23 protein-coding genes are annotated in these 24,865 nt (G+C 71.2%); 12 read left to right on the top strand and 11 right to left on the bottom strand.

Annotated features, from left to right (window positions below; translation table 11 throughout):
* Positions 1–2,010: a DUF2330 domain-containing protein gene (locus HS104_02005; GenBank protein MBE7478751.1), complete on the top strand. Its 2,010-nt coding sequence runs from the start codon at positions 1–3 to the stop codon at positions 2,008–2,010.
* A gap of 280 nt (positions 2,011–2,290) precedes the next feature.
* Here the strand turns inward: HS104_02005 and HS104_02000 are convergent, their stop codons facing one another.
* Positions 2,291–4,828, bottom strand: a complete 2,538-nt coding sequence (locus HS104_02000) for a hypothetical protein (GenBank protein ID MBE7478750.1) — start codon at positions 4,826–4,828, stop codon at positions 2,291–2,293.
* A 93-nt stretch (positions 4,829–4,921) separates the two neighbouring features.
* On the opposite strand from HS104_02000, the gene HS104_01995 reads away from it, so the two are divergent.
* From HS104_01995 to HS104_01970, 6 genes are all read left to right on the top strand, one after another.
* Positions 4,922–6,580 carry a HAMP domain-containing protein gene (locus tag HS104_01995; protein MBE7478749.1) on the top strand — a complete coding sequence of 553 codons (1,659 nt, stop codon included), beginning with the start codon at positions 4,922–4,924 and terminating at the stop codon, positions 6,578–6,580.
* Positions 6,581–6,621: 41 nt separating this feature from the next.
* A complete protein-coding gene (locus tag HS104_01990; GenBank protein MBE7478748.1) occupies positions 6,622–7,077 on the top strand; it encodes a hypothetical protein in 456 nt (151 codons plus the stop codon).
* A gap of 131 nt (positions 7,078–7,208) precedes the next feature.
* Complete coding sequence (locus HS104_01985; protein MBE7478747.1) at positions 7,209–8,819, top strand: chemotaxis protein; 1,611 nt, start codon at positions 7,209–7,211, stop codon at positions 8,817–8,819.
* 3 nt (positions 8,820–8,822) lie between these two features.
* Positions 8,823–10,319 carry a glycosyltransferase family 39 protein gene (locus tag HS104_01980; GenBank protein ID MBE7478746.1) on the top strand — a complete coding sequence of 499 codons (1,497 nt, stop codon included), beginning with the start codon at positions 8,823–8,825 and terminating at the stop codon, positions 10,317–10,319.
* A 26-nt stretch (positions 10,320–10,345) separates the two neighbouring features.
* Positions 10,346–10,684: a hypothetical protein gene (locus HS104_01975; protein MBE7478745.1), complete on the top strand. Its 339-nt coding sequence runs from the start codon at positions 10,346–10,348 to the stop codon at positions 10,682–10,684.
* A gap of 3 nt (positions 10,685–10,687) precedes the next feature.
* Positions 10,688–11,185 (top strand): hypothetical protein, encoded by a 498-nt coding sequence (locus HS104_01970; GenBank protein ID MBE7478744.1) that lies wholly within the window; start codon positions 10,688–10,690, stop codon positions 11,183–11,185.
* Between the two features lie 2 nt (positions 11,186–11,187).
* Here the strand turns inward: HS104_01970 and HS104_01965 are convergent, their stop codons facing one another.
* The 7 genes from HS104_01965 to HS104_01935 form a co-directional block, all read right to left on the bottom strand.
* Complete coding sequence (locus tag HS104_01965) at positions 11,188–11,817, bottom strand: hypothetical protein (protein MBE7478743.1); 630 nt, start codon at positions 11,815–11,817, stop codon at positions 11,188–11,190.
* A 655-nt stretch (positions 11,818–12,472) separates the two neighbouring features.
* Positions 12,473–12,793, bottom strand: coding sequence for a hypothetical protein (locus tag HS104_01960; protein ID MBE7478742.1), 321 nt, complete (start codon positions 12,791–12,793; stop codon positions 12,473–12,475).
* Positions 12,794–12,921: 128 nt separating this feature from the next.
* Positions 12,922–13,356, bottom strand: a complete 435-nt coding sequence (locus HS104_01955; protein ID MBE7478741.1) for a hypothetical protein — start codon at positions 13,354–13,356, stop codon at positions 12,922–12,924.
* 226 nt (positions 13,357–13,582) lie between these two features.
* Positions 13,583–14,077 (bottom strand): hypothetical protein, encoded by a 495-nt coding sequence (locus HS104_01950; protein ID MBE7478740.1) that lies wholly within the window; start codon positions 14,075–14,077, stop codon positions 13,583–13,585.
* Positions 14,074–15,921 carry a hypothetical protein gene (locus HS104_01945; protein ID MBE7478739.1) on the bottom strand — a complete coding sequence of 616 codons (1,848 nt, stop codon included), beginning with the start codon at positions 15,919–15,921 and terminating at the stop codon, positions 14,074–14,076. The genes HS104_01950 and HS104_01945 overlap by 4 nt, the downstream gene beginning before the upstream one ends.
* Entirely contained in the window at positions 15,922–17,133 is a 1,212-nt protein-coding gene (locus tag HS104_01940; GenBank protein MBE7478738.1) for a VWA domain-containing protein, read from the bottom strand.
* The gene (locus HS104_01935; protein ID MBE7478737.1) at positions 17,130–18,731 is read right to left on the bottom strand and encodes a transglutaminase domain-containing protein; all 1,602 of its coding nucleotides are present in this window, start codon (positions 18,729–18,731) and stop codon (positions 17,130–17,132) included. The genes HS104_01940 and HS104_01935 overlap by 4 nt, the downstream gene beginning before the upstream one ends.
* Positions 18,732–18,872: 141 nt before the next feature.
* On the opposite strand from HS104_01935, the gene HS104_01930 reads away from it, so the two are divergent.
* Together HS104_01930 and HS104_01925 are read left to right on the top strand one after the other, a co-directional pair.
* Complete coding sequence (locus HS104_01930) at positions 18,873–20,069, top strand: hypothetical protein (protein ID MBE7478736.1); 1,197 nt, start codon at positions 18,873–18,875, stop codon at positions 20,067–20,069.
* Positions 20,070–20,088: 19 nt separating this feature from the next.
* Positions 20,089–20,634 (top strand): hypothetical protein, encoded by a 546-nt coding sequence (locus HS104_01925; protein ID MBE7478735.1) that lies wholly within the window; start codon positions 20,089–20,091, stop codon positions 20,632–20,634.
* Position 20,635: 1 nt separating this feature from the next.
* Here HS104_01925 and HS104_01920 read toward each other — a convergent pair whose 3' ends face one another.
* On the bottom strand, positions 20,636–21,421 hold the full coding sequence (locus tag HS104_01920) for a class I SAM-dependent methyltransferase (protein MBE7478734.1): 786 nt from the start codon (positions 21,419–21,421) through the stop codon (positions 20,636–20,638).
* A gap of 62 nt (positions 21,422–21,483) precedes the next feature.
* Here HS104_01920 and HS104_01915 point away from each other — a divergent pair, with 62 nt between their 5' ends.
* Positions 21,484–22,089 (top strand): HAD-IIIA family hydrolase, encoded by a 606-nt coding sequence (locus HS104_01915; GenBank protein MBE7478733.1) that lies wholly within the window; start codon positions 21,484–21,486, stop codon positions 22,087–22,089.
* Positions 22,090–22,093: 4 nt separating this feature from the next.
* On the opposite strand, the gene HS104_01910 is transcribed toward HS104_01915, so the two are convergent.
* Both HS104_01910 and HS104_01905 read right to left on the bottom strand, forming a co-directional pair.
* Positions 22,094–23,002 (bottom strand): hypothetical protein, encoded by a 909-nt coding sequence (locus HS104_01910; GenBank protein ID MBE7478732.1) that lies wholly within the window; start codon positions 23,000–23,002, stop codon positions 22,094–22,096.
* A complete protein-coding gene (locus tag HS104_01905; GenBank protein ID MBE7478731.1) occupies positions 23,002–23,370 on the bottom strand; it encodes a hypothetical protein in 369 nt (122 codons plus the stop codon). The genes HS104_01910 and HS104_01905 overlap by 1 nt, the downstream gene beginning before the upstream one ends.
* 74 nt (positions 23,371–23,444) lie before the next feature.
* Here HS104_01905 and HS104_01900 point away from each other — a divergent pair, with 74 nt between their 5' ends.
* Positions 23,445–24,101, top strand: a complete 657-nt coding sequence (locus tag HS104_01900) for a transaldolase (protein MBE7478730.1) — start codon at positions 23,445–23,447, stop codon at positions 24,099–24,101.
* 7 nt (positions 24,102–24,108) lie between these two features.
* A complete protein-coding gene (locus tag HS104_01895) occupies positions 24,109–24,852 on the top strand; it encodes a polyprenol monophosphomannose synthase (protein MBE7478729.1) in 744 nt (247 codons plus the stop codon).
* The last annotated feature ends 13 nt before the right edge of the window (positions 24,853–24,865 follow it).

Below are 24,865 nucleotides of genomic sequence, written 5' to 3'. Positions count from 1 at the left end.
ATGCGCCTTTGGGTTCTCCTGCTGATCCTCTCGTGCCTCGCGCCGCGTCCGGCCCGTGCCTGCGGCGCGTTTCCCTCCGGCACCTGGGTGAAGGCGCCGCCCCGCCTCGGCCTGGAGCGCACGCTGATCGTCTGGGACAGCGCCACCAGGATGCAGCACTTCGTCCGCGAGCTGCGCTTCGCGCACGCGGGCGGCGCGTTCGGCTTCGTGGTGCCCACGCCCAGCCGCCCCAGCGTCCACAGCGTCGAGAAGTCCCCGTTCGACGCGCTGGAGAAGAGCTTCGGCTCCCGGCTGCTCAGCCAGTGGGTCACGCTCGGCACCGTCTCCGGAGTCGGGTACGGCGCGGGTCTCGGCGCCGGGCGTGGCGCCAAGCCGCCGCCGGTGCAGGTCGTCGAGACGAAGCGCGTCGGCGACTTCACCGCATTCATCCTCACGGCGACGGACGAGAGCGCGCTGGGCGCGTGGCTCGAGAAGCACGGCTTCAAGTCCAGCGACTCCGGCAAGGCCTGGATGGATGGCTACATCCGGCTCGGCTTCCACTTCGTCGCGCTGCGCTACGACGGCACGCCGAATGCCGACGAGGAGATGACCAGTCGCACGCTTCGCATCAGCTTCGAGAGCGAGCTGCCGTATTACCCGTACCGCGAGCCCAGTGACGCGCCCGAGCAGAAGAACCGCGAGCTGTCGCTGTGGGTGGTGAGCGACGCTCTCGTGGTTCCCTATGCCGGCGTGACCCACCAGGCCGAGTGGCGCCTGCGCCGTCCCTTCAGCGAGGGCGATCGCTACGTGCCCGCGGTCGGAGAGCTGGAAGAGAGCCTGGGCAAGGAGCTCTCGGGCCTCTTGCCGCGCAGCCGCTTCGTGCAGACCTTCGGGGACTTCAAGCCGAAGCGCCACGGCTGGGAGGACGTGCTGTTCGTGCCGTCGAGCGACTGCGACGACGCCTGCCGGTCGGCGCGCGCGCGCCTCCTGCCCCTGCTCGACGCGCGCCTCGAGGCAGCTCCGAGCGCCGCGGTCCCAGCTCCGTCCGCGAGCGCGAACGCGCTGTCCTGCGGGCTATCGCGCGCGGGCGCGGGAGCATGGTGGCTGCCCGTTGCGGCGCTCTTGTGCCTGCGTCGCCGGCGCTGGGTCGGACTGCTGGTGCTGCTTTGGACCGTTCCGTTGGCCTGCGAGCGTGGCGCGCCGTCCCCCGCTCCGGCGGCGAGCACCTCGGCGGCGCTCGCCGCACCTTCCGCCAGCGCGTCGTTCGCGGCGCTGCCGGAGGCGTTCATCGCGCCGCGGGATCCCGAGGCGCGAAGGCAGGCTGTCCTGGACGTGTTGGCGAACCGCTTCGACGGCTACGTGCCGGTTTGGTCGTTGCCGGAGCCGGGCGGGCTGGGCGCCTCGGAGCACGAGGAAGACAGCGCCTTCACGGAGACCCTGAAGCTGGCTGGCGAGTGCGCCGCGGGGCTGGACGTGGTGGTGACGCTGGAGGCCGACTTGGACGCGAAGGGCGCCGTCAAGAAGGCTCGTGCGCTCGGCCCGCTGCCGAAGAAGACCCGCGAGTGCATCGAGAAGCGCATCTCGGAGACCGTGTTCTCTCCGGAGGGAGGTGAGCGCACGGAGCGCACGCACGGCTACTTCGGTGCGCGCAGCGAGGAGGCGCAGCGCGTCGCGCGGAGCTTCGTCAGCGCTCGGAGCCGGGTCACCTTCGTGCGGCGGCCGCGGCTGCGCACGGCCAACCCGAAGGTCTCCGATGGCCTGCTGGAGGCGATCGTGTTGCGAGTGATCCGCTCGCGCCACGGGCTCTTGGTGGCTTGCCACGCCAAGCACGCGGCGCAGCAGCCAAACCCGCGGGTTCTGCTCCAGCTCAGCATCGACGCGGAGGGGGTCGCGACTGGGATCCGGGCGACCGTCAAGCAGGCGCCAGCCCTGGGGACCTGTGTCGCCGACGCCTTGCGCCCCATGACCTTCCCCAAGCCGACCCGGGCCCCCGTGAGCGTGTCGGTCGAGCTGGTTTTCGCTACGGATTGAGGCGGATCGCGCTGGCCCGCGGGCCGAAGCAGGCACTGAATTTTTTCGGAATAGGTCCCCCGCCGGCGATGTTGACCCAAGTGAACCGCCAAGGAGGTGTCCGAGGGATCACGAACCATCAGTCCTGCGTGGAACATCGAGAACGAGCCGTTGCGCGCCCTCCTCCCGAGCCCGCCCAACCGCATAGAAGGCGCGACCGCCGCTCATGAAGCGGTGAGGCTCCTCTCGCCCGCGCAGAGCTGTCTCCAAAACCCCTGGTGCTCGTCACCAGGGGTTTTTTTTATTTCCAGTCCACCAACAGGCGGCGCGCGCGGCCCTGGTTGCCGGCGCGATCGGCCAGCAGGACCTCGGGGCCCAGCACGGCGGGGGGGATCGTCAGGGGCACGCCCGAGGTGAGGCCCAACAAGCGCCGCGGAGCGCCCAGCTTGCCAGCCGACCAGTCGGCGACCCAGAGCTCCGGTCCGCGCTCGCGTTGCACGAGCAGGAGCACGCGACAATGCGCGTCCTCGCAGTCCACCGCGACGGCACCCGGCGGACCGGCGCTCGCGGATACACCCACCGAGGAGCCGACCGGCCGACCGTCGGCGCCGAGCTCGACGACGCGTGCTTCTGCATCGCCGGGCTCACCGCTCGCCGAGACGCTCTCCTCGATCCATGCCAGCAACGCACCCTTGCCCAGGGCGCTGAGCGCGGGGGAGCGCGAGTGACGCGGAGTCTTTGCGACCACTTGCTCGGCGCCCAAGAGCGAGGCATCCGCGCCCTTGAGCAGCGCGACGTAGATGTCGCCGACGCCCGGGTGCTCCTTGTCCCGAGCGTCGGACCAGGCCACGAGCGCGTCTTGCCCTCGGGGCAAGAGCGCCACCTCGGCGGCGCCACCCGCGGCGCTGGTGATGCGCTTCTCCGGGCCTGCGTTCTGCAGCAAGCGGTTGACCCGGGCGGCGTAGAGCTCCGGATCACCGCTGCGTTCGTCGATCCAGGCGACCAGCCAGCCGTCGCCGACCCCGGTCGCGGCGACGTCCGACTTCTCGCCGGGCGCGCGGGTGAGCATGCGCTGGCGCAGCTTCTTGGCCTTGTCGTCCACCACGGTGACGAAGACCTGGGGCAGCTTGAAGTCCATGGCCGTCCAGGCGAGCAGGGCCTCGGCTGAACCGGAGGCGCTCGGGCCGAGGGCGACGCCTCCGAGCGAGCGCGCGCGGATCGAGATGGTCTCCGGCGGCAGCGATCCGGCCCGGACCTGCAAGAGCGCGCGCGGCGGATCCAGCCGACCATCCGCGGCGGGCTTGGTCAGCTTCTCCCAAGGTGCGGTCGGATCGAAGTAGGTGACCCAGGCCGCGAGGGAGGTCGAGCCGAGGCGCCCGAGCGCCAGATCCGCGAGCGGCTCGGTCTTGGCCACGACCTCGAGGGACGCCACGCGTGGCGGCCCGGAGCGCTCCGCCCGACGCGCCGCCGGGACGAAGCTCGTCGCGCGCGGGGTGGCCCTCACGGCCCAGATCGGCGTCGGGCTCAGCGCCTGCGCCGCCATCACCAGGCACGGCTTGGTCGCGCACGAGAGTCCCCACGCCAGGTCCGGCACCTCGCCGCGCAGCGCGCTGATGCCGAGCGGCTCCGACGCCTTCACCTCGAGGGCGCCATCGAGCTCCACGAAGGTCGGCAGAAGCGGCGCCTTCGCGCAGTCCTCGCCCTTGCGACAGGCGCGAGCCAGCGTGAGCGCAGCGAGCCCGTCCGCCGTGGCCGCCAGCTCCGGCAGCGAGCCGTCGCTGGCCGCGTGGTCGAGGATGGTGCGCGCGGTTCCCAAGCTGCCGTCGGCGGCGACGGGCGCGAGCACGATGGCCCGCCCGGCGGCCGGCCGCTCCAGCAGGTTTTCCCAGGCGAGATACGCGCTGCCGCGACCGCTCTCCGGTGGCACCAACCGCACGAGCACCTGGTCGCCGAGCACACCGGCGAGCGGAGTGGGCGGCAAGGTCAGGTTTCGGGAGCCGTCCAGCCGGGCCAACACCACGCGCGACTCGGCGCTGCCGTGATCCGACCAGGCCAGGAGCAGGCCGCGCTCGCTGCTCACCATGTCGAGATCTGCGGCCGCCGACGCCGCGGCGCTGACCTCCACTCGCTCCGCGGGCGCGCCGTGCTCGTCCAATGTTTGGACCTCGACCTGGCCCTTGTCCCGAACCAGACCAACGGCCGCTCCGCTGCCGAACGCTGCCGCCTGCCAGGCGCTCACGCCTCTGGCGAAAGGCTTCGGCTCGACGCGCTCGCCGCCCACCAGCGCTGCGAACAGATCCGCGCCGCCGGGACCCTTCACGCCCCAGAAGGCGAGGGAGCCACGCGGGGTCGAGACGTGATCGATCCACACCACCTCGCCCTTGATCGCGGCGAGGGGAATCGGCGCACCTCGCGGCTTGCCCCGCGCGTCGAGCTCCAGCGACTCGAGCAAGGTGCCCGCGGTGTCGCTCCGGGTCCAGAGCAGCGTGAAGCCCGCGGCGGCGGGCTCGACCACGGCGAGGCCGACCTCGTCGGGCGCGACCGCGAGGCGCTGCGGTCCGCCGCGATGTTGGCCCCGCTCGTCGAAGGTGACTCCCAGCCACGCGCGTCCTTTCTCGGCGGTCTGCGCCCAGAGCGCGACGCCGCCGGTCGGGGTGATCGCGACGTATGGACCGAAGGTGCCGGCGGGAACGCTGGTGAAGCGCACGCTCTCGAAGGAGCTCGGAGCCGGGCGCGCACTGGAATTCGGAGCCTTCCGCTGCGGGCGCTGAGCTTCGGGCAGCTCTGCGCCGCCGGTGCAACCGAGAGCGAAGAGAGCGAGCACGAAGGCGCTGCGCATGGGCCCGGGAAGCTACGAGCGCGCGCGCCTCTCTGCAACCGGGAAGGAGCGGACCGGTTTCGGCGTTCTGGAACAATCAGCTAGGATCCGACGGTGACGCTGGCGCAACGCCTGCTCGTGGCAACTCTCCTGCTCACCGTCGTCACCACGGTGACGCTGGGGTTCGGTGTGCGCGAGGCTTGGAGGCGTACCGAAGAGGAGCGCTTCCGCGAGCAAGGCGCTGCCGCGTTCCAGAGGCTGGAGCGCCAGCTCGGGACGGCGGTGCGAGACCTGCCGGAGCTGGTGGGGCCTCTGTGCAAGCACGACCCCATGGTGGACAGCGCGCTGGTCGGGCTGAAGGCGCGGGACCTCGACTCGCGCAGGTTGTCGCTCAGCCTGCGCGTGCCCGAGCTGATGAAGGCGTTGCGACTGGACGAGCTCACGCTCGTGACGAGCGAGGGCGAGGTGCTCGGCGCGGGGCATGCCGATGGGCTCACCGGCAAGCGTGACAAGAAGCTGGCAGAGCGCCTGCAGGGCGCCGGCGGCTCCGCGCGCTTGCGCACCGGGGCGCCGCCCCTCGCCGTCGAGGCCGGGTGTCTGGTGCGAGACCAGGAGAACAAGAAGCTCTGGGTCGGGCTGTACGCTGCGCGCCACCTCGATCCGATGCTCCAGGCAACTGCCGAGGCACACGGCGTGCGGCTGTCCTTGTCCAGACCCAGCTCCGGCGGCGACATGATCACGGCGGTCACCATCCAGGAGCTGGGCGGCATGACGCTGTTCGCGAGCCAGTCGCGGGTGCCGCTGGCCCGGGCGCTGCAAGCCTTGGACTCCACCATCATCGTGATCGGCGCGGGCTCGTTCGGCGCGGCTCTCTTGATGGCGATGCTGCTCTCTCGGGGCCTGGCGCGACCCATCGTCAAGATGGCCGCGCAGGCGCGCGAGGTCGCGGTGGGGGAGCCGAAGCCGGTGAAGGGCGAGGGCGGCAAGGAGCTGGTGGAGCTGGCCAACGCCTTCAATCAAGCCATCGCCGACCTGACCCAGCTGCGCAAGCGCCTGGCGGCCACCGAACGCATCGCCGCACGCCGCGAGATCGCCCGGCGCGTGGCCCACGAGATCAAGAACCCGCTGGCGCCGATCCGCGCGGCGGTCGAGACCCTGCGCCGGCTGCGCGCGCGCGACGATCCGGCCTTCGACGAGTACTTCGACGAAGCGACGCGTACGGTGCTCGAAGAGGTGACGCGGATCAGCAACATCGTCTCGGAGTTCACCCGCTTCGCCCGGCTGCCCCCCCCGAACCCTGCGCCCACGGAGCTCGCCGAGGTGGCGAAGAAGGTGGTGAACCTGCACGCGAGCAGCGGCGCGGAGCTCGAGCTCGTCGTGTCACCGGTGCCGATCGTGAACGCCGACGCCGATCAGATGGTGCAGGTCTTGACCAACTTGATCCAGAACGCGATCGACGCGGCGAAGGCGCGGCCCGACCCGCGCGTCACCGTCGAGCTTCGGCCCCACGGGCCCGACAGAGTCGTGCTCTCGGTGCGCGACAACGGACCCGGCGTCCCGCCGGAGCTTCGCGATCGCCTGTTCGAGCCCTACGTGACGACGAAGCCGGAGGGCACGGGCCTGGGTCTCGCCATCGTGCACCGCATCGTCGTCGAGCACGGCGGGGAGATTCTGCACGCCGACGCGGCCGGCGGCGGTGCCCTGTTCACGGTCGTTCTGCCCGTGGCCGGCCCGACGCTGCTCTCCGAGGCCCCCGTGCCTTCTTCGGCCTGAGGGAAGAGTCGAGGGCTCGCCGACGTGTAATCGGGTAGAGCATGACGAGATTTGCCCTCTGCCTGGTCCTGGGTGCCTTGGCCAACGGCTGCACGATTTCGGCCAGCGTGGGCAGCGGACCCGTCGCCCCGGCCGGCCCGAACGTGGCCTACCTGCCGCCCGGCACTGCACATTCGCCCCCTGCCGTGAGCCCGGCCCCGCAGCCTGCCGCGCCGGCCGCTGCACCGATGGCACCGCCAGCGGTCGAGGCCGCTCCGCAGCCCGCCCGGCCGAGCACGGCCCCGGTGCCGCAACCCGCGCCGGCTCGGGCCGACCACTCGCCGCCTCGCCCCGCGGGCCCGCCCGCCGTTCGACCGAGCCACGAAGCTCCCCAGACCAAGCACCCGCCCCAGAAGAAGAAGAAGCTGCGCTTCAAAGACATCTGGGTCGAACAGGCGCATCCCGACTCCGTGCCGCACGCGGAGCCGCCGCCCCGCCGCGTCGTCTCCCAGCGCTGACTCGGGTTTCGGCCTCTCGTGGCCGCCTTTGCTGCTGATCCCTGCGCAGTCCGGCGTTCTTGCCGAGAGTCGACTGACCTTTCTCTTGGCGCCCGCGCGGCGGCCCAATAACCTCGCGGCTCCGGGCGAGCATGAACGGTCTGTCCCAACGTCAGCTTCTGGGTGTGGGGCTTCCCCTGATTGCCGGGATCGTCGCGGCGTTTCTGCGCCAGGACATCGCGGCCTTCGCCCTCGCCATCGGCGGGGCCGGCGCGGTGGGCGCCTGGCTCGCGGCCTCGGGCGGCGCGCCGAGCGGCTTGCTCGACGGGGTGGTGTCCGCGGTGCGGCGGCTGCGCGACGGCAAGCGGCCGGAGCTGCCGGCGGGCGCCGATCCCGCGGTGAAATCCCTGTACGACGAGCTGATCGAGCTGCACGAGAGCGTGAACGAGCTGCAGGCCCGGGAGGAAGAGCGCATCAACGCGGTGGACGAGGCGTCGCGCGCCGTCTCGGACGCGCTGCGCAGCTTGACCGAAGGCGTCGCGGGGCAGATCGACGCCAGCGAGGACACCGCCCGGACCATCAAGGAGTCGGCCTCGTCGCTGCGCGAGATCGCGCAGCACGTCGAGGTCCTGGCGGCGAGCGCCGAGGAGTCCAGCTCTTCGATCTTGGAGATGACGGCGACCAACGAGGAGGTCGCCTCGAACATCGTCGAGCTCGCCTCCAGCGTGCGCGAGAGCGTCAGCAGCATCGAGGAGATGGCCTTCTCGATCAAGGAGGTCGCGAAGAACGTCGACGCGCTGTCGCTGACCGCCGAAGAGACCAGCTCAAGCATGAACGAGATGGACGTCTCCATCGATCAGGTCCAGTCGAACGCCAACGAGACGGCGCGCCTGAGCGAGGAGGTGGCGCAGGACGCTGAGCGCGGCGCCGAGGCCATTCTGAAGACCATCGGCGAGATTTATCGCATCAAGGAGAGCAGCCAGGAGGCGGTGGCGGTGATCTCCAACCTGGGCTCGCGCATCGACGCCATCGGGCAGATCCTCAACGTCATCGACGACGTGGCGGAGCAGACCAACCTCTTGGCGCTGAACGCCGCCATCATCGCCGCTCAGGCCGGCGAGCACGGCAAGGGCTTCGCCGTGGTGGCCGACGAGATCAAGGACTTGGCGGAGCGCGCCGGCGCCAGCACCAAGGAAATCGCGGATCTCATCAAGACCATCCAGTCCGAGAGCCGCAACGCCATCCAGGCGGTGGAGCGCGGCGCTCAGAACGTCGATCGCGGCGTCGAGGTCTCGAACGAAGCGGAGCGCGCGCTCAAGAAGATCCTGGAGAGCTCGCAGAAGAGCACCAACATGGTGCGCGCCATCGCCCGCGCCACGGTGGAGCAGGCCAAGGGCAGCAAGCAGGTGACGGACGCGATCGGGCGCATCGCCGAGACCGTGCAGCAGATCGCCGCGGCTACCGCCCAGCAGGCGCGCGGCTCGGAGCTGGTGATCAAGAGCAGCGACAAGATGCGCTCCATCGCCCAGCAGGTCGAGCGCTCGAGCCAGGAGCAGGCGCGTGGCGGACGCCAGATCACCCAGGCCATCGAGAGCATCAGCCACATGGTCAACCAGATCAACTCGTCGCACCGCTCGCAGACGCGGGGGACGGAGCACGCTTTGGTCTCGGCGTCGCGGCTCGAGGACACGGCGCGGCGCCAGGACGCGGCGCTGCGCGATCTCATCACCAACACCGAGAAGCTGAAGAAAGCGCTGTCCTGAGCCGTGGCCTCTCCGGGGCTCGCGGCGCTCGCAGGGTTTGCCGCGGCGCTGGCGGTCACGCTGGTACGGGCTCGGCTCAGGCGCGCGTTGCCGCGGGTGACGCCGGAGCGGCGAAGGCCGTGGCGTCCCGTCGATCTCTGGCAGCTGCTCTGCTTGGTCGGCCTCTCGCTCGGCGCCCGGCTCTTCCTGCTCGAGTCGCGGCCGGTGGACAACGACGAGCCGGTGGGCCTCGGGCTCGCCTCGCTCGCGGAGTGGGCCCGCGCCAGCGACGCGCGCCTGCACCCGCCGCTGCCCGCGCTGCTCATGACCTGGGTCGGGGGCGCCGGGGAGCTCACCCACGCGCGCTCGGTCTCGGTGCTGGCGGGCGTGGCGACGGTGGCGCTCGCCTACGCGGTGGTGCGCGCTTCGGCGAGTAGCGCCGCGGCTGGGCTCGCCGGTCTGTGGCTCGCGCTGATGCCTGCCGCGCTGCACACCTCGCAGCTCGCGCGCGGCTATGCGCTGTGTGCGCTCGGCGTGCTGGCGGCGCACGCGTGCTTGTCGCGAGCCTTGGCCACGGGAAGGGAGCGCTGGTTCGTCGCCTACTCGCTGGTGGCGGCGGCCACTCTGTGCTCGGAGTACCTGGCGCTGCCGCCGCTCCTGGGCAGCGCGCTCGTGGCGCTCGCGAGCGTGCGCCGGCGCGCGTCGCTCGCGGTGGGTGTCGTCGGCGGGCTCGGCGCTGCGCTCACGGCGACCGCGTTCCTGGCTCCGGTGGCGCTGCCGACGCTCTGGCTCGGGGTCGGCGGCGGACCGCACGCGCCGACCGGCGTGGTGCGCGCCCTCGCCGACGTGCTCGGCCTCTGGTCCGGACCGGCGGCGCCGTTCAATGCGCTCCTGGCGCTGACTTTGATCGTGGCCGGGACGCGTCGAGGCGCCCTCGGACCCAGCGAGCAGCGGGCGCTCGGCGCGCTCCTGGCCGCGGTCCTGACCCTGTTGTGCGCGTCGCTCATCACGGCGGTGCGCGCCCGCTACGTGCTGCACGTCGTGCCCCTGTTCGCCTGCGTCACGGTGGTGAGCGCCCGCGGGCTCGGTCGGCTGGGTGTGGTCGTGGCATCGTTCGTCGCGCTCGGGCACGCGGCCCTGGTTCCGGCCTACTACGCCGGCACCGCGAGCGGGCCGGAGCTCTCCACGGGCCGCCGCACGCCGCTGACGCTGGCGCTGCTCGCGGCTCACCCGCGGGAGCCGGTGGCCGTGGTGCCCGAGTGGTCCATCGCGGAGGCGAGCTGGCGGCTCGAGAAGGCCTTCCCGGGGCGCGACGCCGGCGTGGATTGCCCCGCCGTGCTGTGCCTGCGCGGGCGCCGCACGCTCTACGGCGCGCGTCTCGAGTCGATCCCGAGGCTGCTCGAGCGTGAGCAGCACCTGTTCGTCTGGCTGCGCAGCGACGCGGTGGAAGAAGCTCCGGCCTGCGCGGTGGTGCTGCGCGAGGCGGGCACCACGCTCTTCACCTGCGCGCTTGCGAGATGAGCCTGCCCGTGCGACTCCTTTCCCTCATGTGGCGGGCGACTCTCGCATTGGCGTTGCTGCTCGGGCTCTCGGGCCCGGCGCGCGCCGACGTTCCTCCCATCGATTTCTGCTCGAGCGAAGGCCAGGCCTGCAACAACGCGGGCAACGACGGCAAGAGCGCGGGGGTCTGCAAGAAGTCGATGTGCAACCAGCTCGACAAGTCCACGGGCAAGACCATTCAGCGCGAGTGCCTGCGCTGCGTCGAAGGCGCGGCCCCAGCGAAGAAGCAGGGGTGCAGCACCATGCCGGGCCAGCGCGCGGAGCTCGGCGCGCGCGCCATCTGGTTGGCGGCGGCGCTTCTCTGGCTCGGACGGCGTCGCGCCTGAGCCATGCGCCGGCGGAGCTCGGGTGCCGGCGTCGGCTTCGCCTTGCTCGGCGGCGTGGCGCTCGTCGTGCTCGCGATCGTGCTCGCGCTCCGCGGCCCCGCCGATCCGGCGCCGGTGGCTCCAGCCGCGATTGCCAGCGAGCGCTTCCCCAACGCCTGGCCCGACCCGCCGACCGCCGACGTGGCGGCGCTGCTCGACGGCCTCGGTCCCGGCGCGAGCCTGACCGAGAGCTGGCGCGTGCGCGGCGTGAGCCCGGTGCACGAGCAGCGCATCCTGGTGGACGTCGCGAGCGGCGAGCGAGGCTTTCGCGTGGCGCTGATGCTGAAGGAGCGCGACCCGCGCCGGCCACCCAAGTCGACCGCGCGCTACGCGCTGTTCACGCTCCAGCCGCGTCCCACGGCCGAGTCCCTGGAGGACGCGGACTACTCCGCCGTGCTCGGCGCGCTCGCTACCTTGGTCGAGAAGAACGAGGGCGTGGTGCCGGTGCCTGCGGGGATGTGAGCCTACTTCTTGGCCTTCGGGCGCGCGTCCGGAGTCAGCTCCTTGTTGCGCCAGTACCACTCGTTCTTCTTGCCGCTCGAGTCGGTGTAGCCGACGACCTCGAGCTCGCCCTGGATGGCCGCCGCGCCCTCCGGCACGTGCTCCTTCTTCACGCACGAGAAGGTGATGACCGCCTTCTCGCCGGCCTTCATCGGACCGTCGAAGATGTTCCCGGCGCAGGTCTTGTGGGGCCGCGCCTTGTCTTCGTCCTTGATCTCGAGCTGCTTGCCGGCCTTGTCGTAGAAATAGACGACCAGCTTGCCGTACAAGATGTCCGCCTTCGAGGTGTTGACCACGCGGAACGAAGGACCCTTGTCGTCCATCTTTCCGGTCCAGGTCACCTCCATGGTGCGCGCCGTGCCCTTGGCTTCGCAGGGCTTCTCGAAGGTGCCGTCGCCGGCGGTGCCTTCGGGGCAGTCGTGCTTCGGGGCGGGCGGCGCGGCGCTCGCCGTCGCGCTCGGCTGCGGCGGCGGCGCCGCGACCGTTGCGCTCGGTGCCGGCTTGGCGGCGGGTTTCTCTTCGTCACAGCCGCAAGTGAACGCGGCGGTGGCGGCGATCAACAAGGTCTTCGACACGAGAGTGACGTTCGACATGCGGCGACGGTAGCGGAGCCGTGGCGCGCCGGTCGAGACGAAATGCGGTAGTGTCAGCGGGTGCTGCGCGGCGGCCTGCTCTGCATTGCCCTGGCGTGCGCCCGCTCGGCAAGCTCTGCGGTCCGTTCGATGAGTGCGTCTGGGAGCGCCAGCGCTAGACTGCGCCGAGAGGGAACATGATCCGATCCAGGCCGCCACCCTTTACGACAAACGTGAGGATGCGGCAGGTCCTGGCGGCGTGCGCGGTGGGTATCGGCGCCTTCGCCCGGTCGCCGAGCGCGGAAGCGTGTACTTGTCAGCTGCCACCGCCGCGAGTGCTCCTGGCGTCGGCCAGCAATCTGGCGCCGGCTGCCGGACCCTGGCTGGTCGTCCACTCGGGAAACGCGAGCGTGACGCTGCGCACCGAGCTGGGGGAGGAGGTTCCCTCGGAGACCCTTCGGACCTTCACTAGCCAGAGTCTGTGCGCCTGGACCTTCGACTTGATCAGACCCAGCGCCCCGCTCGACGCCGGCGCGTATTACCGGCTGGCGATTGCGGCGGACCAGGAGTCCGACGAGCGGGAGTTCGAGGCTACTGAACGAGCGCCGAAGATCGTCGAGCGTTCCTTGCGAGTGAGCCTCGAGCACACCGTCTTGGACGAGGAGCTGGGCTGCGCTCAGCCCGAAATCGAACTGAAACACACGAAGGGCAGGTTCCAGGCACAGGTCGAGGCCGACGCGCCCGCGCTGCTCTTCGTGGAGCTGTCCGCGGCGGACTCGAGCTTCGGCCAGTTGGTGTCCGGAAGCGTCAGCCTCGAGCAGGGCATCGCTTCCAGGTTCGCGCTCTCGAACCGCGCGCGTGCGGACATTCCCCAGCTCGATACCACCGCGGACTGCGCCCGCGTGGTGGTGCGCGATGCGCTCGACGCGGTGGTCTTCGACCAGGAGCTCTGCCCGGAGCCAGGCAAGGGCGTCGAGGCGACCAAGACAGTGAGCATTCCGGAGCACCTGGTCCGGGAGGGCCCGGTGGCCGAGGATCAGGGCTGCGGTTGTCGGGCGCCGAGGTCGAATTCAGCAGGGCTCGGCGCGCTCCTGCTGCTCGGGCTCGGCCTGCTCGGGCGCCGGCTCAGAACGGGCACTGGGTCGGACAATTTGTCTGCAAGCAGGTCGAGACGTCGATCAGCGGCTGCGACGAAGCGCAGCTCAGGCAGCTGGACATCAGGCAAGACAGCGGGTCCGCGGCGTTCGCGCAGTAGGTGAGCGCGCAGTACAGACCCTGCGCGCAGTTCTGGTTGGCGAGACAAGGATCGATCTTGTTGCAGCAGTAGGTCTTTGCGCAGCTGTCGCAGGTCGCGTCGCCGGAGCTGATGGTCTGGCAGCTCTTCTGCCAGAAGGCGTCTTGGCAGCCGCTGGAGCCGCCGCCGCTGCCGCCACCCACGCCACCGCTGCCGCCCGTGGTCGAGCCGCCGCTGCGCCCGCGCCGCCGGCCCGCTCGCGCCGCCGGTCGCGCCTGCGCCGCCGGTCGCGCCTGCGCCGGCGGTCGCGCCCGCGCCGCCTGCACCGCTCGCGCCGCCGCTCGCGCCCACGCCGCCGCCGCCCGTGTTGCCGGAGCCCCCGCTGCCCTGCGACACGCAGCTGCCGTTCGGCCCGCACACGTAGCCCGTGGGGCAAGCGCCGCCGTCGAAGCAAGACGCTGCGTCGCCGCCGCTACCCGAGGAACCGCAAGCCAAGACCGAGAGCCCGAGGAAGAAGCTGGAGAGGCGCACGAGCCCGAGGATAGCGCGGAGTCAGGCGCGTCGCGAGAGCCACCACATCGCGGCGATCGAGAGCCCTGCCACGCCGAGCGGCCAAGCGATGCTGGGGGAGATGTCGGGAGGCTCGGCTGGGGGCGTGGTCACGGCGCGCGGCCGCGCGTGCCAGAAGCTGCCAGAGTCGTTCTTCTTCAAGGCTGCCACGAGGGCATCGGCGGCGGCGCGGCCCGCGGCTCGCGCCTCGAGGTCCCGCGCGATGCCGAAGCTCGCGCTCACCTCTTCGCGTGCGTCGCCGCGCTCGGTCAGCGTGAGCCGCGCCTGCGTGCCATCCGGGCCCGCGAGCTCGAGCTCGATGGCTCGGGAACCGATCTTCACGTTCCAGAGCTTCCAACCCGGGACGACCTCGTGCGCCAGCTCGTGAGGGGAGAGCAGCGCCAGGATCTCGCGCTCGCGTCCCGCCTCGATCACTCGCTCTTCGGCTCGCAGCGGGATGGCCGCGAGCAGCACGCCCAGGAAGAGCCGGCGTCTCATCGGCGGATCCTGAACAAGACTACGCGCACCTCGTCCCCAGCGTAGGCGCTCCAGCGCATGCTCGGAAGGGCGGGCAGCGCGCGCTCGGCGACGGGCTCGAGGACCACGTCTCGCTCCAGTGCGGCGCAGACCGGGCCACCTTGGGGCGTGGCGCAGAGCGAGGAACGGAAGTAATACGCCGGAGCGGGGAGCGAGCGAAGGTCGAAGCTCGAGTCGGCGTCACCGAGCGGCGCGCGCTCGTTGCCCTGGTAGAGCGGCAGACGTGCGACCCCCGAGCCGGCGCGCTCCAGGTACGCGACGCGGGCGCCCGGCTCGAGTCGCGGCCTGAGCTCGCGAACGAAGAGCGCCTCCCGTACGTCGGTGGGCAAGCGGGTGAGGCCGAGCCGGTAGGGCACGGCGAGCAGCGAGCCGGCGATCAGCAGAAACGCGAGGCTCGGCCGGAGCTTCCGCTCGCGGCCGACCACGGCGAAGAGACACACGACCGCGGGCAGGAACGTGCGCGGGTGAGCGGCGGCGACGGCAGGGTTGGGATCGCTCAGCAGATCCGTGAGCCGCAGCGCTGCGAGCGTCAGCGCGCCCGTGAGCGCCAGCGCTGCTCCTCGCCAGGAGCGCCGCGCAAGAGCCAGGGCGAGCGCGCTCGCGATCGAACAGAGGAGGACCGCGCTGCCCAGCCGGTCCCAGCGCAGCCGCGTGCCGGGCAGCCACTTCTGGCCGAGCGGACCGCGCAACACCTCGGCGAGCGCGGGACCCGAGGTCAGCGCCACCATCAGGGCGACGAGCCCGAGCCCGAGCGCGGCCAGGCGCAGACGCCGGCGCCACGAGCCGGGACCGAACAGGAGCGGCAGCGGGACGGCGAGCGCTGCGGGCCAGGCGCCGGGGTGGACTCGCAGCGACTGAGCGAGCAGGAGCCCCGCGGCGCAGAGCGGCAGCCAGAAGCGCGGCGAGCGCGGGCGCGGCGCGGCGAGCGCGCAGGCTGCGCTGGCGAGCATGCCGAGAGAGAGAGAGCTCGCGAAGTAGGACTCCGTCGCCGCCAGGCGCCCGAGCAACGGATCGAGCGCGCAGCCGAGCGCGAGCGCGGCGGCGACCCAAGTCCCCGCGCCGAGCCGCCGGGCGACGAGCCACGCAGCCGGGGGAACGCAGGCCGCGAGCACCGACTGCACCAGCCAGACGCCGCGCTCCGGATCCGCGCTGGAGAGCCGCGCAACTGCACCGAACAGCTCGGGGAAGCCTGGCCCGTAGCCGGCGAGCCCGGGGTCCTCGCCGAGTGCGTGGGCGATCCATGCGGGGCCCTGGCCGTTCTGGTGGAAATACGAGCCGCCGAAGGACAGCCAACGCGCGACGCCGGTGACCAGGCCGAGCCCGAGGGCAGCCAGCGCCTCCCGCGTCGGGCGGAGCGTCCGGCCGAACGCGAGCGCGAGCGCTGCGATGGCGGCGAGCACGAGCCACGGCGGCCGGATCGGGCGCAGCGGGGTCGGCTCGGCGCCGGCGGCCGTCCGCTCGAGCGGTAAGCTGGGATCGCGCTCCGCGCAGCTCGCCAGCGTGTCCAGAGTCGCGCGCCTCGCCTCGCTCTCCTTCGACCAGTCGGGGAACTGCCCGACGGGCGAGAGGCCGAGCGCACCGGCGCTGCGGAAGCTCCGCTCGGAGCGCGCGCGGAGCTCCACGTCCAGCCTGGCGTCGGGCGCGCGCACCACCACCACGCCGCGGTGGCAGGCGACGAGCTCGAAGCGCGGCGAGCAGCGTTCGAGCCACGCCGCGATGCCCGGATCGCAGGCGGGCCTGGCGTCGGCGATCCAGCTCTGCGCAAGGACCGCCAGAGCGATCGACGCGGCGAGCCAGCGCTTCATCTACGCGAGGCCGCGCCGCGCGGCGGCCTTCGACAGGTGCGCCATCGCCTCGGTCAGGCCCTCGAGCGTCAGGTGGTGCATGGAGAAGAGCTCGGAGATGCCCTTGGCCGTGCCGCCGCTCCAGTACTGCGGAGGATCGGGGTTGAGCCAGACCGTGCGCTCGAAGCGCTCCTGGATGTACATCAGCCAGTCGAGCCCGGACAGGGTCTGCCCGCCCGCGGGTGAGCCCCAGGGACCGGTGCCCAGGAGCTCGCCCGGTGCCATCGCCGCGTCGCCCACGAAGATCACCTTCCAGCGCGCGTTCAGCTGATCGACGAGACGCGGCACCTCGATGGGGTCCATCAGGCCGTCCGTCGAGTACACGCGCCCGTAGATGGTGTTGTGGAAGTAATAGGTGCGGAGCTCGCGGAAGTTCGAGGCGCGCTTCGCCGCGCTGAACAGCTGCGAGCAGGTGTGCGCGAAGGGGTCCATGGAGCCGCCCACGTCCATGAGCAACAGGACGCGCACGTTGCTGCGCCGGGGCGGGCGGGTGACGATCTCGAGCTCGCCGCCGTTCTTGGCGGTGGCGTCGATAGTGCCGTCGAGATCCAGCTCGTCCACCGCGCCCTCGCGGGTGAACGAGCGCAGCTTGCGCAGCGCGACCTCGATCTGCCGCACGTCCAGCACCAAGTCGGAGCGGTACGGGCGATAGCGTCGCGCGTCCGCCATGCCCATGGCGCTGCGCCCGCCGCGCCCGCCGGAGCCCGAGCGCATGCTGATGCCGGTCGGGTGGTGGCCGCCGGTGCCGAAGGGGCTGGTGCCGCCGGTGCCGATCCAGCGATTGCCGCCCTCGTGGCGCTCCTTCTGCTCGCGCAGCCGCTGCTCGAGCAGCTCGCGCAGCTCGTCGATGTCGAGCTCCTCGAGCGCGGCCTTCTGCTCTTCGGTGAGACCCTGGAGGATCTTCGGGTCTTTCAGCCAGTCCTCCAGCTCCTTCAAGAAGCTGGTGGTCTCGAACACCACGCCTTTGAAGTGGGAGAGGAAGGCTTCGTCGAACTTGTCGAGGTCGCTCTCGCGGTGCACCATCAGCGCGCGCGACACGTAGTAGAAGCCGTCCAGGCTGTTCTCGTGCAGACCCAGCGCCAGCGCTCGGGCGAGCTGCACAGCTTCTTGCGCGCCGACCGGCAGGCGCCGCGCGCGCAGCTCGTACAGGAACGGGACGACGAGCTCGCTCATTCACCCGTCCCTGCGCCGCAGCGCGCGTCTCCAGGAGTGGAGACCACCAGCTCGTAGTCGCCCACCTCCAGGTTCGGGGGCACCACGATGGCACCGTCGTATTTTCCGTCGTCGCCCGCGGACAGCGACTGGATCGGGATCAGCTTGCCGCTCTCGCTCCTGAGCGCGAAGTCCACCCGGACGCCGCGGCAGCCGTCGCCGTCCGACTCCACGCGCCCGGCCACCGCCAGCGGCTCGCCGCGCTTCACGCTACCGTTCTTCAACACGACGCCGAGCTTGGAGGCCGGGCGGTCGTCCACCGGCGTGGTGCCGCCGTCCGCGGCGCCGGGAGCTTGGGCGGGGACCGGAACGACCGCCACGCCGCCGTCGCCCTGCGCGCCGCCGTCGGCGCCGGCAGCCGGAGTGGTGCGGCTCGAGCCGCCGCTCGGCGACATCGTGCGCTGCACCAGATCCTGAGCGCTCTCGGCGCCCTCGGGCCAGGTGAAGGGGTCGCTGGGCGGGGCGTGCATGGGCTGCGACGGATCGCGCTCCGTGTCGAGTCGCTCCGCGGCGCCCCCGAGGTCGATGCGGTGCCAGAGCTGCCCGTCGAACACCTCGACCCAGGCGTGGGCTTCGTTGCGGATCATGCGCGTCGGAAGGCCCAGCGCCTGCGCGGTGATGATGAAGGCGTAGGCGCGGTGCCGGCACACACCCTTCTTGCTCAGCGCCAGCTCCTCGTACAGCGCCGCGCCGGAAGAAAGCGGTCGATCGTCGGAGGGCGCGAAGCTGCGGAAGTGCCCGACCAGCGCGCCGACGGCGGCCGCCGGCGTCATCGCCCGCGAGATGCCGATCTTCTCCAGCACCCGCTCGCCTGCGGCCTTGATGACCTGCGGCATGCGCGGGAGGAAGCGCGACAGCGAAGCGTAGCTGGCGTCCGCCGCGAACGGGCTTCCGAACGTCTCGCGTCCGATGGCCAGCTGGAGCACGAGCCGCACGCGCCGGCTCTCGCTCGAGCGGATGAACCAGTTCTCCGCGCCGTCGCGCTGGAGCTGGAAGCTCACCGGCGGGTTGGTGTGAGCGGAGAGCACACGCGTCCCGGGGCCTACGCTCGGGATGCGTACCGCGGTCTCCGCGACCAGGTCCACGTTCATGTCGGCGTAGAACTGGTCGTCGCCGCTGCGCACGCTGCCCCCGACGTTCAGCTTCACCAGCGCCTTGTCGGCGACGCCGAGCTCGAGCGACTGCTCCACCACGTCGTAGGCGAACAGGCGCTTGAAGGGGGTCACCGCGGGGATGAACGGATCGTCGTAGCTGACCAGGTCGGGGCGCGAGGTGTTGCGATCGATGCGATAGGTCGCGTCGATGGTGGAGGGCGTGGAGCTGCCGCCGTAGGTCTGCTCGTTGTTGCGCGGTGCGCGCAGCGGGTCGGGTGCCTGGGCCACGCCGCTGGGTGTCTCGATGGCCGCCGGGAGCTTGCCGTCGGCGGTGGTCGCGTGCAGGGCCAGATCCTCCGCCGGGTCGGGGTCGAAGTAGGTGTGCAGAACCGGACCAGCGGCGTGCGCGGGCAACGCGATGGCGGCGAGCAACACCAAGAGGAGCTTCGCGAAGCGACGGCTCACCCGGCAGAGCGTAGCACCGGCGGCGAGGGCCGGAAGCTGGCTGTTTCAGCCCATTTTGACCGTCCCAGCCGTCATTGACACGGCATCTTCTGCGGGCGCGGCGCGTGGTACCCCGATCCGCGACGGGATACACTGTCCGTCATGAGGCTCGCGTTCGCGTTGATCGGAGCCCTCGCGGTCGGCTGCTCCCTCGGCAGCCTCGACGACCTGAAGAGCAACGCCTCGAGCGACGGCGGGGCCGGCACCTGGGGCGGCGACGCCGGCAGCTGCAAGAAGAAGACCTGCGGGGCCGCCGGCGCGGAGTGCGGGCAGATCGCCGACGGCTGCGGCGGCACCCTCGACTGCGGCAAGTGCGCCGAGGGCCTCTTCTGCGGCGGCGCGGGCCCCAACAAGTGCGGCGACACGCCGTGTATCGCCAAGACCTGCCAGTCGCTCGCCGCCAAGTGCGGTCTGATCTCGGACGGCTGCGAGAAGGTGCTGGACTGCGGCAGCTGCGTCGCTCCCGACACCTGCAGCGGCACCGGCGTGCCCAACGTCTGCGGCTGTTTGCCCGCGAGCTGTCAGACGCTGGGCGCACAGTGCGGGACGCGGGACGACGGCTGCGGCGGGCAGCTCTCGTGCGGGAGCTGCGCCGCGCCCGACACCTGCTCCGCCGAGGGCAAGTGCGGTTGCCAGCCGACCACCTGCGCCGCGGCGGGAGCGAGCTGCGGCACGATCCCGAACGGCTGCGGCGGCACGCTGGATTGCGGCACCTGCGCGAGCGGACAGTTCTGTGGCGGCGCGGGCCCGAACAAGTGCGGCACAGCGCCCTGTGTGCCCAAGACCTGCGCGGGGGAAGGCAAGGACTGCGGCAGCATCTCCGACGGCTGCGGTGGGACGCTGTCCTGCGGAAGCTGCAGCGGCTCGGACAGCTGCGGCGGCGGCGGCACGCCCAACAAGTGCGGCTGCACGCCGGACACCTGCGGCAGCCTGGGTCGGGAGTGCGGCAGCGCGTCCAACGGCTGCGGCGGGCAGCTCAACTGCGGCAGCTGCACGGCGCCCGAGACCTGCAACGGCAACGGCAAGTGCGCCTGCACCCCCACCAGCTGCTCGGCCCAGGGCGCCGCGTGCGGTGACATCTCGAACGGCTGCGGCGGGACGCTCTCTTGCGGGAGCTGCACCGCTCCCCAGACCTGCACCGCCAACCAGTGCAGCTGCACCCCGAAGGAGTTCTGCGACTACAAGGAGTGCGGCACCGAGCCGGACGGCTGCGGCGGCTACGTGCAGTGCGGGACCTGCTACGGCGGTGGGACCTGCAAGGCCGGCTTTTGCACCTGCGGTGCGAACCCGTGCCCCTAGCTGTGGTAGAGCTTCGGGCATGAGCGCGGGGCGAATCTCGGGCGTGTTGGCGTTGCTCCTGCTGTGTGGCTGCGGTGGGGGTGCGGCGGCCGGCGGCGAGCCGGCGACCGCGGAGAAGGCCGACGAGCCCGCCGAGACCACGACCGCGGAGGAGCCGGCGCCGAAGTCCGCGGCGGGCGGCGAGAGCCCCGCGCCTGCGGAGAGCGAGGAGGCCACGGTCGCGCTCGAAGGCAAGGATCTCGAGGCTGCGATGCAGGCACTGCTCAGCGACCAGGAGCTGCTCGACAAGCTGCACCTCAAGCAGCCGGGGCGGTCGCCGCTCAAGGTCTCCGGTGAGAAGCTCCCGGCGAAGCTCGAGGTCATCGCCGCCTCGCACAACGTGAAGGTCGTGCCCGAGCCGAAGTCGAAGAAAGAAGCCGTGCTCGTCTTCACCAAGGTCGAGCGCACGGGAACGCAGGCGAAGCTCTACTACCGCTACGACATCGAAGGCCTGGAGGGGCGCGCGACCTTGAACCTGAAGGACGGACGCTGGGAGCTCAGCGCCAATCGGGTGTTCGAGCGCTGAGTCACGCTCGCTCCGCGACGCACACCAGCTGAAAGCCCAGGAGCTCCGGCCACACGCCGCACACCGCGGCCTCCGCCGGCTCGACGAAGCGGCGATAGGCGCGGAACGCCGGTGACTCCGCCAGCGTGAGGTGAGCGCCGGCTGCGACGTCCTTCTCGAACAGCCTGCGCAAGACCGGCGCGGCGGACTGCACCAGCGAAGGCGTGCAGCGCTCCTCCACCACGCGAAGATCGCAGTACCGGAGCAGGCCCGCCAGCGAGCGCCGGGTGAAGAAGCGCAGGTGCGTGCGATCGTAGAGCCCCGACCAGGCGTAGTCGAAGCGGCCCGCCAGCGTGCGCAACCGGTTGTACCAGACCGCGTAGTTCGGCACCGAGATCACCAGGCGCGCGTCGCCAAGGCTCGGCGCCCGGGACAGCTCGCGGAGGAAACCCACCGGATCTGGCGTGTGCTCGACGACGTCGGAGAGGATGACGCCGTCGAACGCGCGCGTCTCCCCGCGCGCGAGCCAGGCGTCGGCGAGGCCCACGAAGACCTCGTCCATGACCGCGCGGCTGAGCTCCGCGGCGCGGGCGTTGGGCTCGACGCCGGAGATGAACACGCTCGGGTGCTTCGCCTTGAGCTCGCGGGCGTTGGCGCCGGCGCCGCAGCCGATGTCCAGGATGCGCGCGCCGACGCGTCCGGCGATCACGTGGCGCGACACCAGGTCCACGAGCACGCTGTTCGGGCGCTCCACGTAGGAGTACTCGGTGGCGTCGAGGTCCAGTGGGATCGGCCGCGTGGGGCGCATGGCAGAGCCCCTTAGCACGGCACCCCCGTCGCAGAAAAAGCCGTGCTAACGTCCGCGAGCCCATGCCGGGAAAGAAGGGCGCCATCATCGATCGCGACGCCACGTTGATCGACGTGGTGCGCGACGAAGACAGCGGCGCCATCAGCGTGGCCTTCCACCCGAGCCAGCTGAAGCTCCTGCCGGGCGTGCTCGAGGGCCTCCGCGTCCTCGGTGACGCCGGCTACGTGCTGTGCGTCGCCTCGAACCAGCCGGCCCCGGCCAAAGGGCAGTTCTCTGCCGCGGCGGTGGAGCGCACCAACCGCGCGCTGGTCGAGCTCCTCGAGCGCGAGGGCCTCGCGATCGCCGCTTTCGAGGTGTGTATGCACCACCCGGAAGGCGGCCCGGGCGGCGATCCGGCGCTGGCGGTGGCGTGTGACTGCCGCAAGCCCGCGCCGGGGCTCTTGCTCCGCGCCATCCAGCACGCCGGGCTCGATCCCGCGCAGACCTGGATGATCGGCGACGCCCCGAGCGACGTGCAGGCCGCCCGCGCCGCCGGCGTCCGGGCGGCGCTCGTCTTCCCGCTGAACCGCTGCGAGCTCTGCCCGCTCAAGGGCGGGCCGAGCGTCTCGCCCGATCTGGTCGCCGCGCGCTTCGACGAGATCGCGCGCGCCATCGTCAAAGCGGGCTGACGGTTCAGGGCAGGAAGCGCCGCACCCAGAAGCCGAGCCAGGGCATCACCCAGAGCCTGCCCTCGTACGCGGCCCAGCAGGCGTAGGCGTGGGCGCCGAAGTTCCAGAGCCAGTACCCCGTGAGGGCAACGGCGAGCGACACCACGAGCGCGGTCTGGAGCGGCGACGGCTCGGTGAGCGCGACCGGGACGCCGAGCGCGATCAGCAAAACGGCAAGGGCGGCGATCGAGAAGCCGAGCTGGCTCAGGCTTTGAATCGCGCAGAAGCGCACGAACGGGCGCTGCTTGGCGGTGAACAGGTAGTAGAGCGACGCGGCGAAGAAGATGCCCTGGATGGGCAGGTAGCAGAGCACGCCGGCGAGCTGATCGCTGCTCGAAGCCTGGGGCGCTTCGACGCTCGCGGAGTCCACCGGCAAGCCGAGCCGCGTGCCGAGCCAGCCGGCGAGCTCGCTCGCCTCGCGCGCGTGCTTTGGGACCAGCGGCCCGAGGAGTCTCACGTCGGGAGCGCCCGTCCGCGTCGCGCACAGATGGACGAACGTGCCGAGCTGGCCGGGGCGGGCCACGCGCAGGCCGGACAGCGCCGCGAGCGGAACCGGGGAGGGAGAGCGCGCTCGGGTCAGGACGCCTTGCGCGAAGTCCAGCGTGGTGCGCGTGCGGGCCGACAAGAGCGGCGAAGCGAGCGCGAGCAGCACGCCGGCCGTGAACGACACGCCGCCGAGGCCCGCGAACACCACGCTCGGGGCGGCGACGCCTCGTTCGTCGAGGGAGGCCAGCACCGCCAGGAGCGCGAACGAGAGCGGCAGACTCAGCGCCAGCACGATGCCGCGCCAGAGCCAATGCCAGGCAGGGACTTGGAGCGTGAGCGTGTGCCCACTCAGAGTGGCGTAGTCGCGGAGGAGCACCAGCCGCGGCATCAAGGCGAGACACCGACCTTGCGCCAGGCGACCATCCGCTTCTGGCCGCCGCGCTCCGACAGGACCCGAACCGAGTGCGGTCCCGGCGAGCTGGCCGAGACGCGCACGCTCTGAATCCCGCGTGGCACCTCGACCTCGCCGCTCGGATCGTCGAACGGCGCGGACTCCGGCAGGAACGTGACCCAGTAGCGCTGGCCGCCCCCGCGCTCCAGGATCGAGAAGCGGACCTCCACTTCTTCGCCCACGCCGGCCTGCTCCTTGTCGACTTCGAAGGAGACCTCGGCGGGCTTCAACACCTGGATCAGATCGCAGGCCATCCCCGCGAATCCGGCGCCCATCGCCAGCAGCGTCCGACGCGAAACCGGCATGACGGACAGGCTAGCCGATCCCGGGGTGAATCCCCTCGCCCAACCGTGTCGGATTGCGTATATCTCAGCCCGCCATGGCGCTTTTCTTGGACAGCTCGGATCCGAAAGAGACCGCTGAGATCTTCTCCTGGGGCGTCGTGTCGGGCGTCACGACCAACCCGCTGATCATCAGCCGCGAGGCGCCCGACGCGGACCTGAAGGAACGCATCCTGGAGGTGGTCGCTGCCTCGCAGGGTCACGTCTCGGTCGAGCTCACTACGGAGACGGAGCGCGAGATGCTGGAGGAAGCGCTCGCCTACTGGGACTGGGACCGGAAGCGCATCTGCGTGAAGGTGCCGTTCAGCGAGACCGGCCTCAAGGTGCTGAAGCAGCTCACGGACAGGCAGGTGCCGACCAACGTCACCTGCATGATGAGCTTCAACCAAGCGTACCTCGCCGCCCTCGCGGGAGCGACGTACGTCAGCATCTTCAGCGGACGCGTCAAGGACATGGGCTACGACGTGCGCCCCATCGTGCGCGAGACGCGCGCCATCCTGGACCGCGAGGGAATCGGCTCGAAGATCATCGTCGGCAGCGTGCGCCACATGGCGGACGTGAACGAGGCGCTGATGGACGGCGCGCACATCGTCACCGTGCCACCGCCCATCCTGCGCAAGATGCTGTGGAACCCGCGTACGGAGAGCACGATCCGCGAGTTCAACGACGCCTGGGCCAACCGCAAGAAGAAGTGATCGGCGCATGAACGACAAGGCCGAGCTGCTCGGTGCCGGCGCGCTGATCGTCACGCCCACGTACAACGAGCGCTACAACCTGCCGCTGTTCGTGCGGGCCACGCTGGAGGTGGCGCCGCGCGCGCACCTCTTGATCGTGGACGACAGCTCGCCCGACGGCACGGGGCAGGTGGCGGACGAGCTGGCCAAGAGCGACGCGCGCATCAAGGTGCTGCACCGGCCGGGCAAGCTGGGGCTCGGCACGGCCTACGTGCAGGCCTTCGAACGCGGGCTCGGCGAGGGCTACCAGTACTTCTTCGAGATGGACACGGATCTGTCGCACGACCCGAACTACCTGCCGGCGTTCTTCCAGGCGCTCGCGGAGGGCAACGACGTCGTGATCGGCTCGCGGAACATCCCCGGCGGCGGCGTGGAGGGGTGGGGGCTCGGACGCCACGTGCTCTCGAAGGGCGGCTCGCTCTACTCCCGCATGATCCTGGGCGTGCCGGTGAAGGATCTGACCACCGGCTACAAGGCCTTCAACGCCAAGGCGCTCCGCACCATCGACCTCGCCAGCATCCGCTCGAACGGCTACTCCTTCCAGATCGAGACCACGTATCGTGCCCTGCTCCGAGGCCTGCGCGTCAAAGAGGTGCCGATCGTGTTCGTGGATCGCCGTGCCGGGGAGAGCAAGATGAGCCGCCGCATCTTCGCCGAGGCCATCATGATGGTCTGGAAGCTCAGGTTGGCCGCCCTGCGCGGCGAGATCTGAGCTAGCGTTTCCC

Source organism: Polyangiaceae bacterium, from assembly GCA_015075635.1.
GTDB lineage: Bacteria > Myxococcota_A > Polyangia > Polyangiales > Polyangiaceae > JADJKB01.
Note: the sequence above shows the minus strand (reverse complement) of the source record. Positions and strands in the feature narration are given on the sequence as shown.

What these genes read in the sequence shown, in the direction of transcription:
- HS104_01920 (MBE7478734.1), bottom strand. Translation starts at nt 21,421, where the DNA reads ATGCGCCCCACGCGGCCGATCCCACTGGACCTCGACGCCACCGAGTAC.
- HS104_01925 (MBE7478735.1), top strand. Translation starts at nt 20,089, where the DNA reads ATGAGCGCGGGGCGAATCTCGGGCGTGTTGGCGTTGCTCCTGCTGTGT.
- HS104_01900 (MBE7478730.1), top strand. Translation starts at nt 23,445, where the DNA reads ATGGCGCTTTTCTTGGACAGCTCGGATCCGAAAGAGACCGCTGAGATC.
- HS104_01975 (MBE7478745.1), top strand. Translation starts at nt 10,346, where the DNA reads ATGTGGCGGGCGACTCTCGCATTGGCGTTGCTGCTCGGGCTCTCGGGC.
- HS104_01910 (MBE7478732.1), bottom strand. Translation starts at nt 23,002, where the DNA reads ATGCCGCGGCTGGTGCTCCTCCGCGACTACGCCACTCTGAGTGGGCAC.
- HS104_01930 (MBE7478736.1), top strand. Translation starts at nt 18,873, where the DNA reads ATGAGGCTCGCGTTCGCGTTGATCGGAGCCCTCGCGGTCGGCTGCTCC.
- HS104_01945 (MBE7478739.1), bottom strand. Translation starts at nt 15,921, where the DNA reads ATGAAGCGCTGGCTCGCCGCGTCGATCGCTCTGGCGGTCCTTGCGCAG.
- HS104_01960 (MBE7478742.1), bottom strand. Translation starts at nt 12,793, where the DNA reads ATGCTCACTGTCTTGGTCGCCTCGACGCCCTTGCCTGGCTCCGGGCAG.
- HS104_01990 (MBE7478748.1), top strand. Translation starts at nt 6,622, where the DNA reads ATGACGAGATTTGCCCTCTGCCTGGTCCTGGGTGCCTTGGCCAACGGC.
- HS104_02005 (MBE7478751.1), top strand. Translation starts at nt 1, where the DNA reads ATGCGCCTTTGGGTTCTCCTGCTGATCCTCTCGTGCCTCGCGCCGCGT.
- HS104_01895 (MBE7478729.1), top strand. Translation starts at nt 24,109, where the DNA reads ATGAACGACAAGGCCGAGCTGCTCGGTGCCGGCGCGCTGATCGTCACG.
- HS104_01970 (MBE7478744.1), top strand. Translation starts at nt 10,688, where the DNA reads ATGCGCCGGCGGAGCTCGGGTGCCGGCGTCGGCTTCGCCTTGCTCGGC.
- HS104_01965 (MBE7478743.1), bottom strand. Translation starts at nt 11,817, where the DNA reads ATGTCGAACGTCACTCTCGTGTCGAAGACCTTGTTGATCGCCGCCACC.
- HS104_02000 (MBE7478750.1), bottom strand. Translation starts at nt 4,828, where the DNA reads ATGCGCAGCGCCTTCGTGCTCGCTCTCTTCGCTCTCGGTTGCACCGGC.
- HS104_01915 (MBE7478733.1), top strand. Translation starts at nt 21,484, where the DNA reads ATGCCGGGAAAGAAGGGCGCCATCATCGATCGCGACGCCACGTTGATC.
- HS104_01985 (MBE7478747.1), top strand. Translation starts at nt 7,209, where the DNA reads ATGAACGGTCTGTCCCAACGTCAGCTTCTGGGTGTGGGGCTTCCCCTG.
- HS104_01905 (MBE7478731.1), bottom strand. Translation starts at nt 23,370, where the DNA reads ATGCCGGTTTCGCGTCGGACGCTGCTGGCGATGGGCGCCGGATTCGCG.
- HS104_01940 (MBE7478738.1), bottom strand. Translation starts at nt 17,133, where the DNA reads ATGAGCGAGCTCGTCGTCCCGTTCCTGTACGAGCTGCGCGCGCGGCGC.
- HS104_01950 (MBE7478740.1), bottom strand. Translation starts at nt 14,077, where the DNA reads ATGAGACGCCGGCTCTTCCTGGGCGTGCTGCTCGCGGCCATCCCGCTG.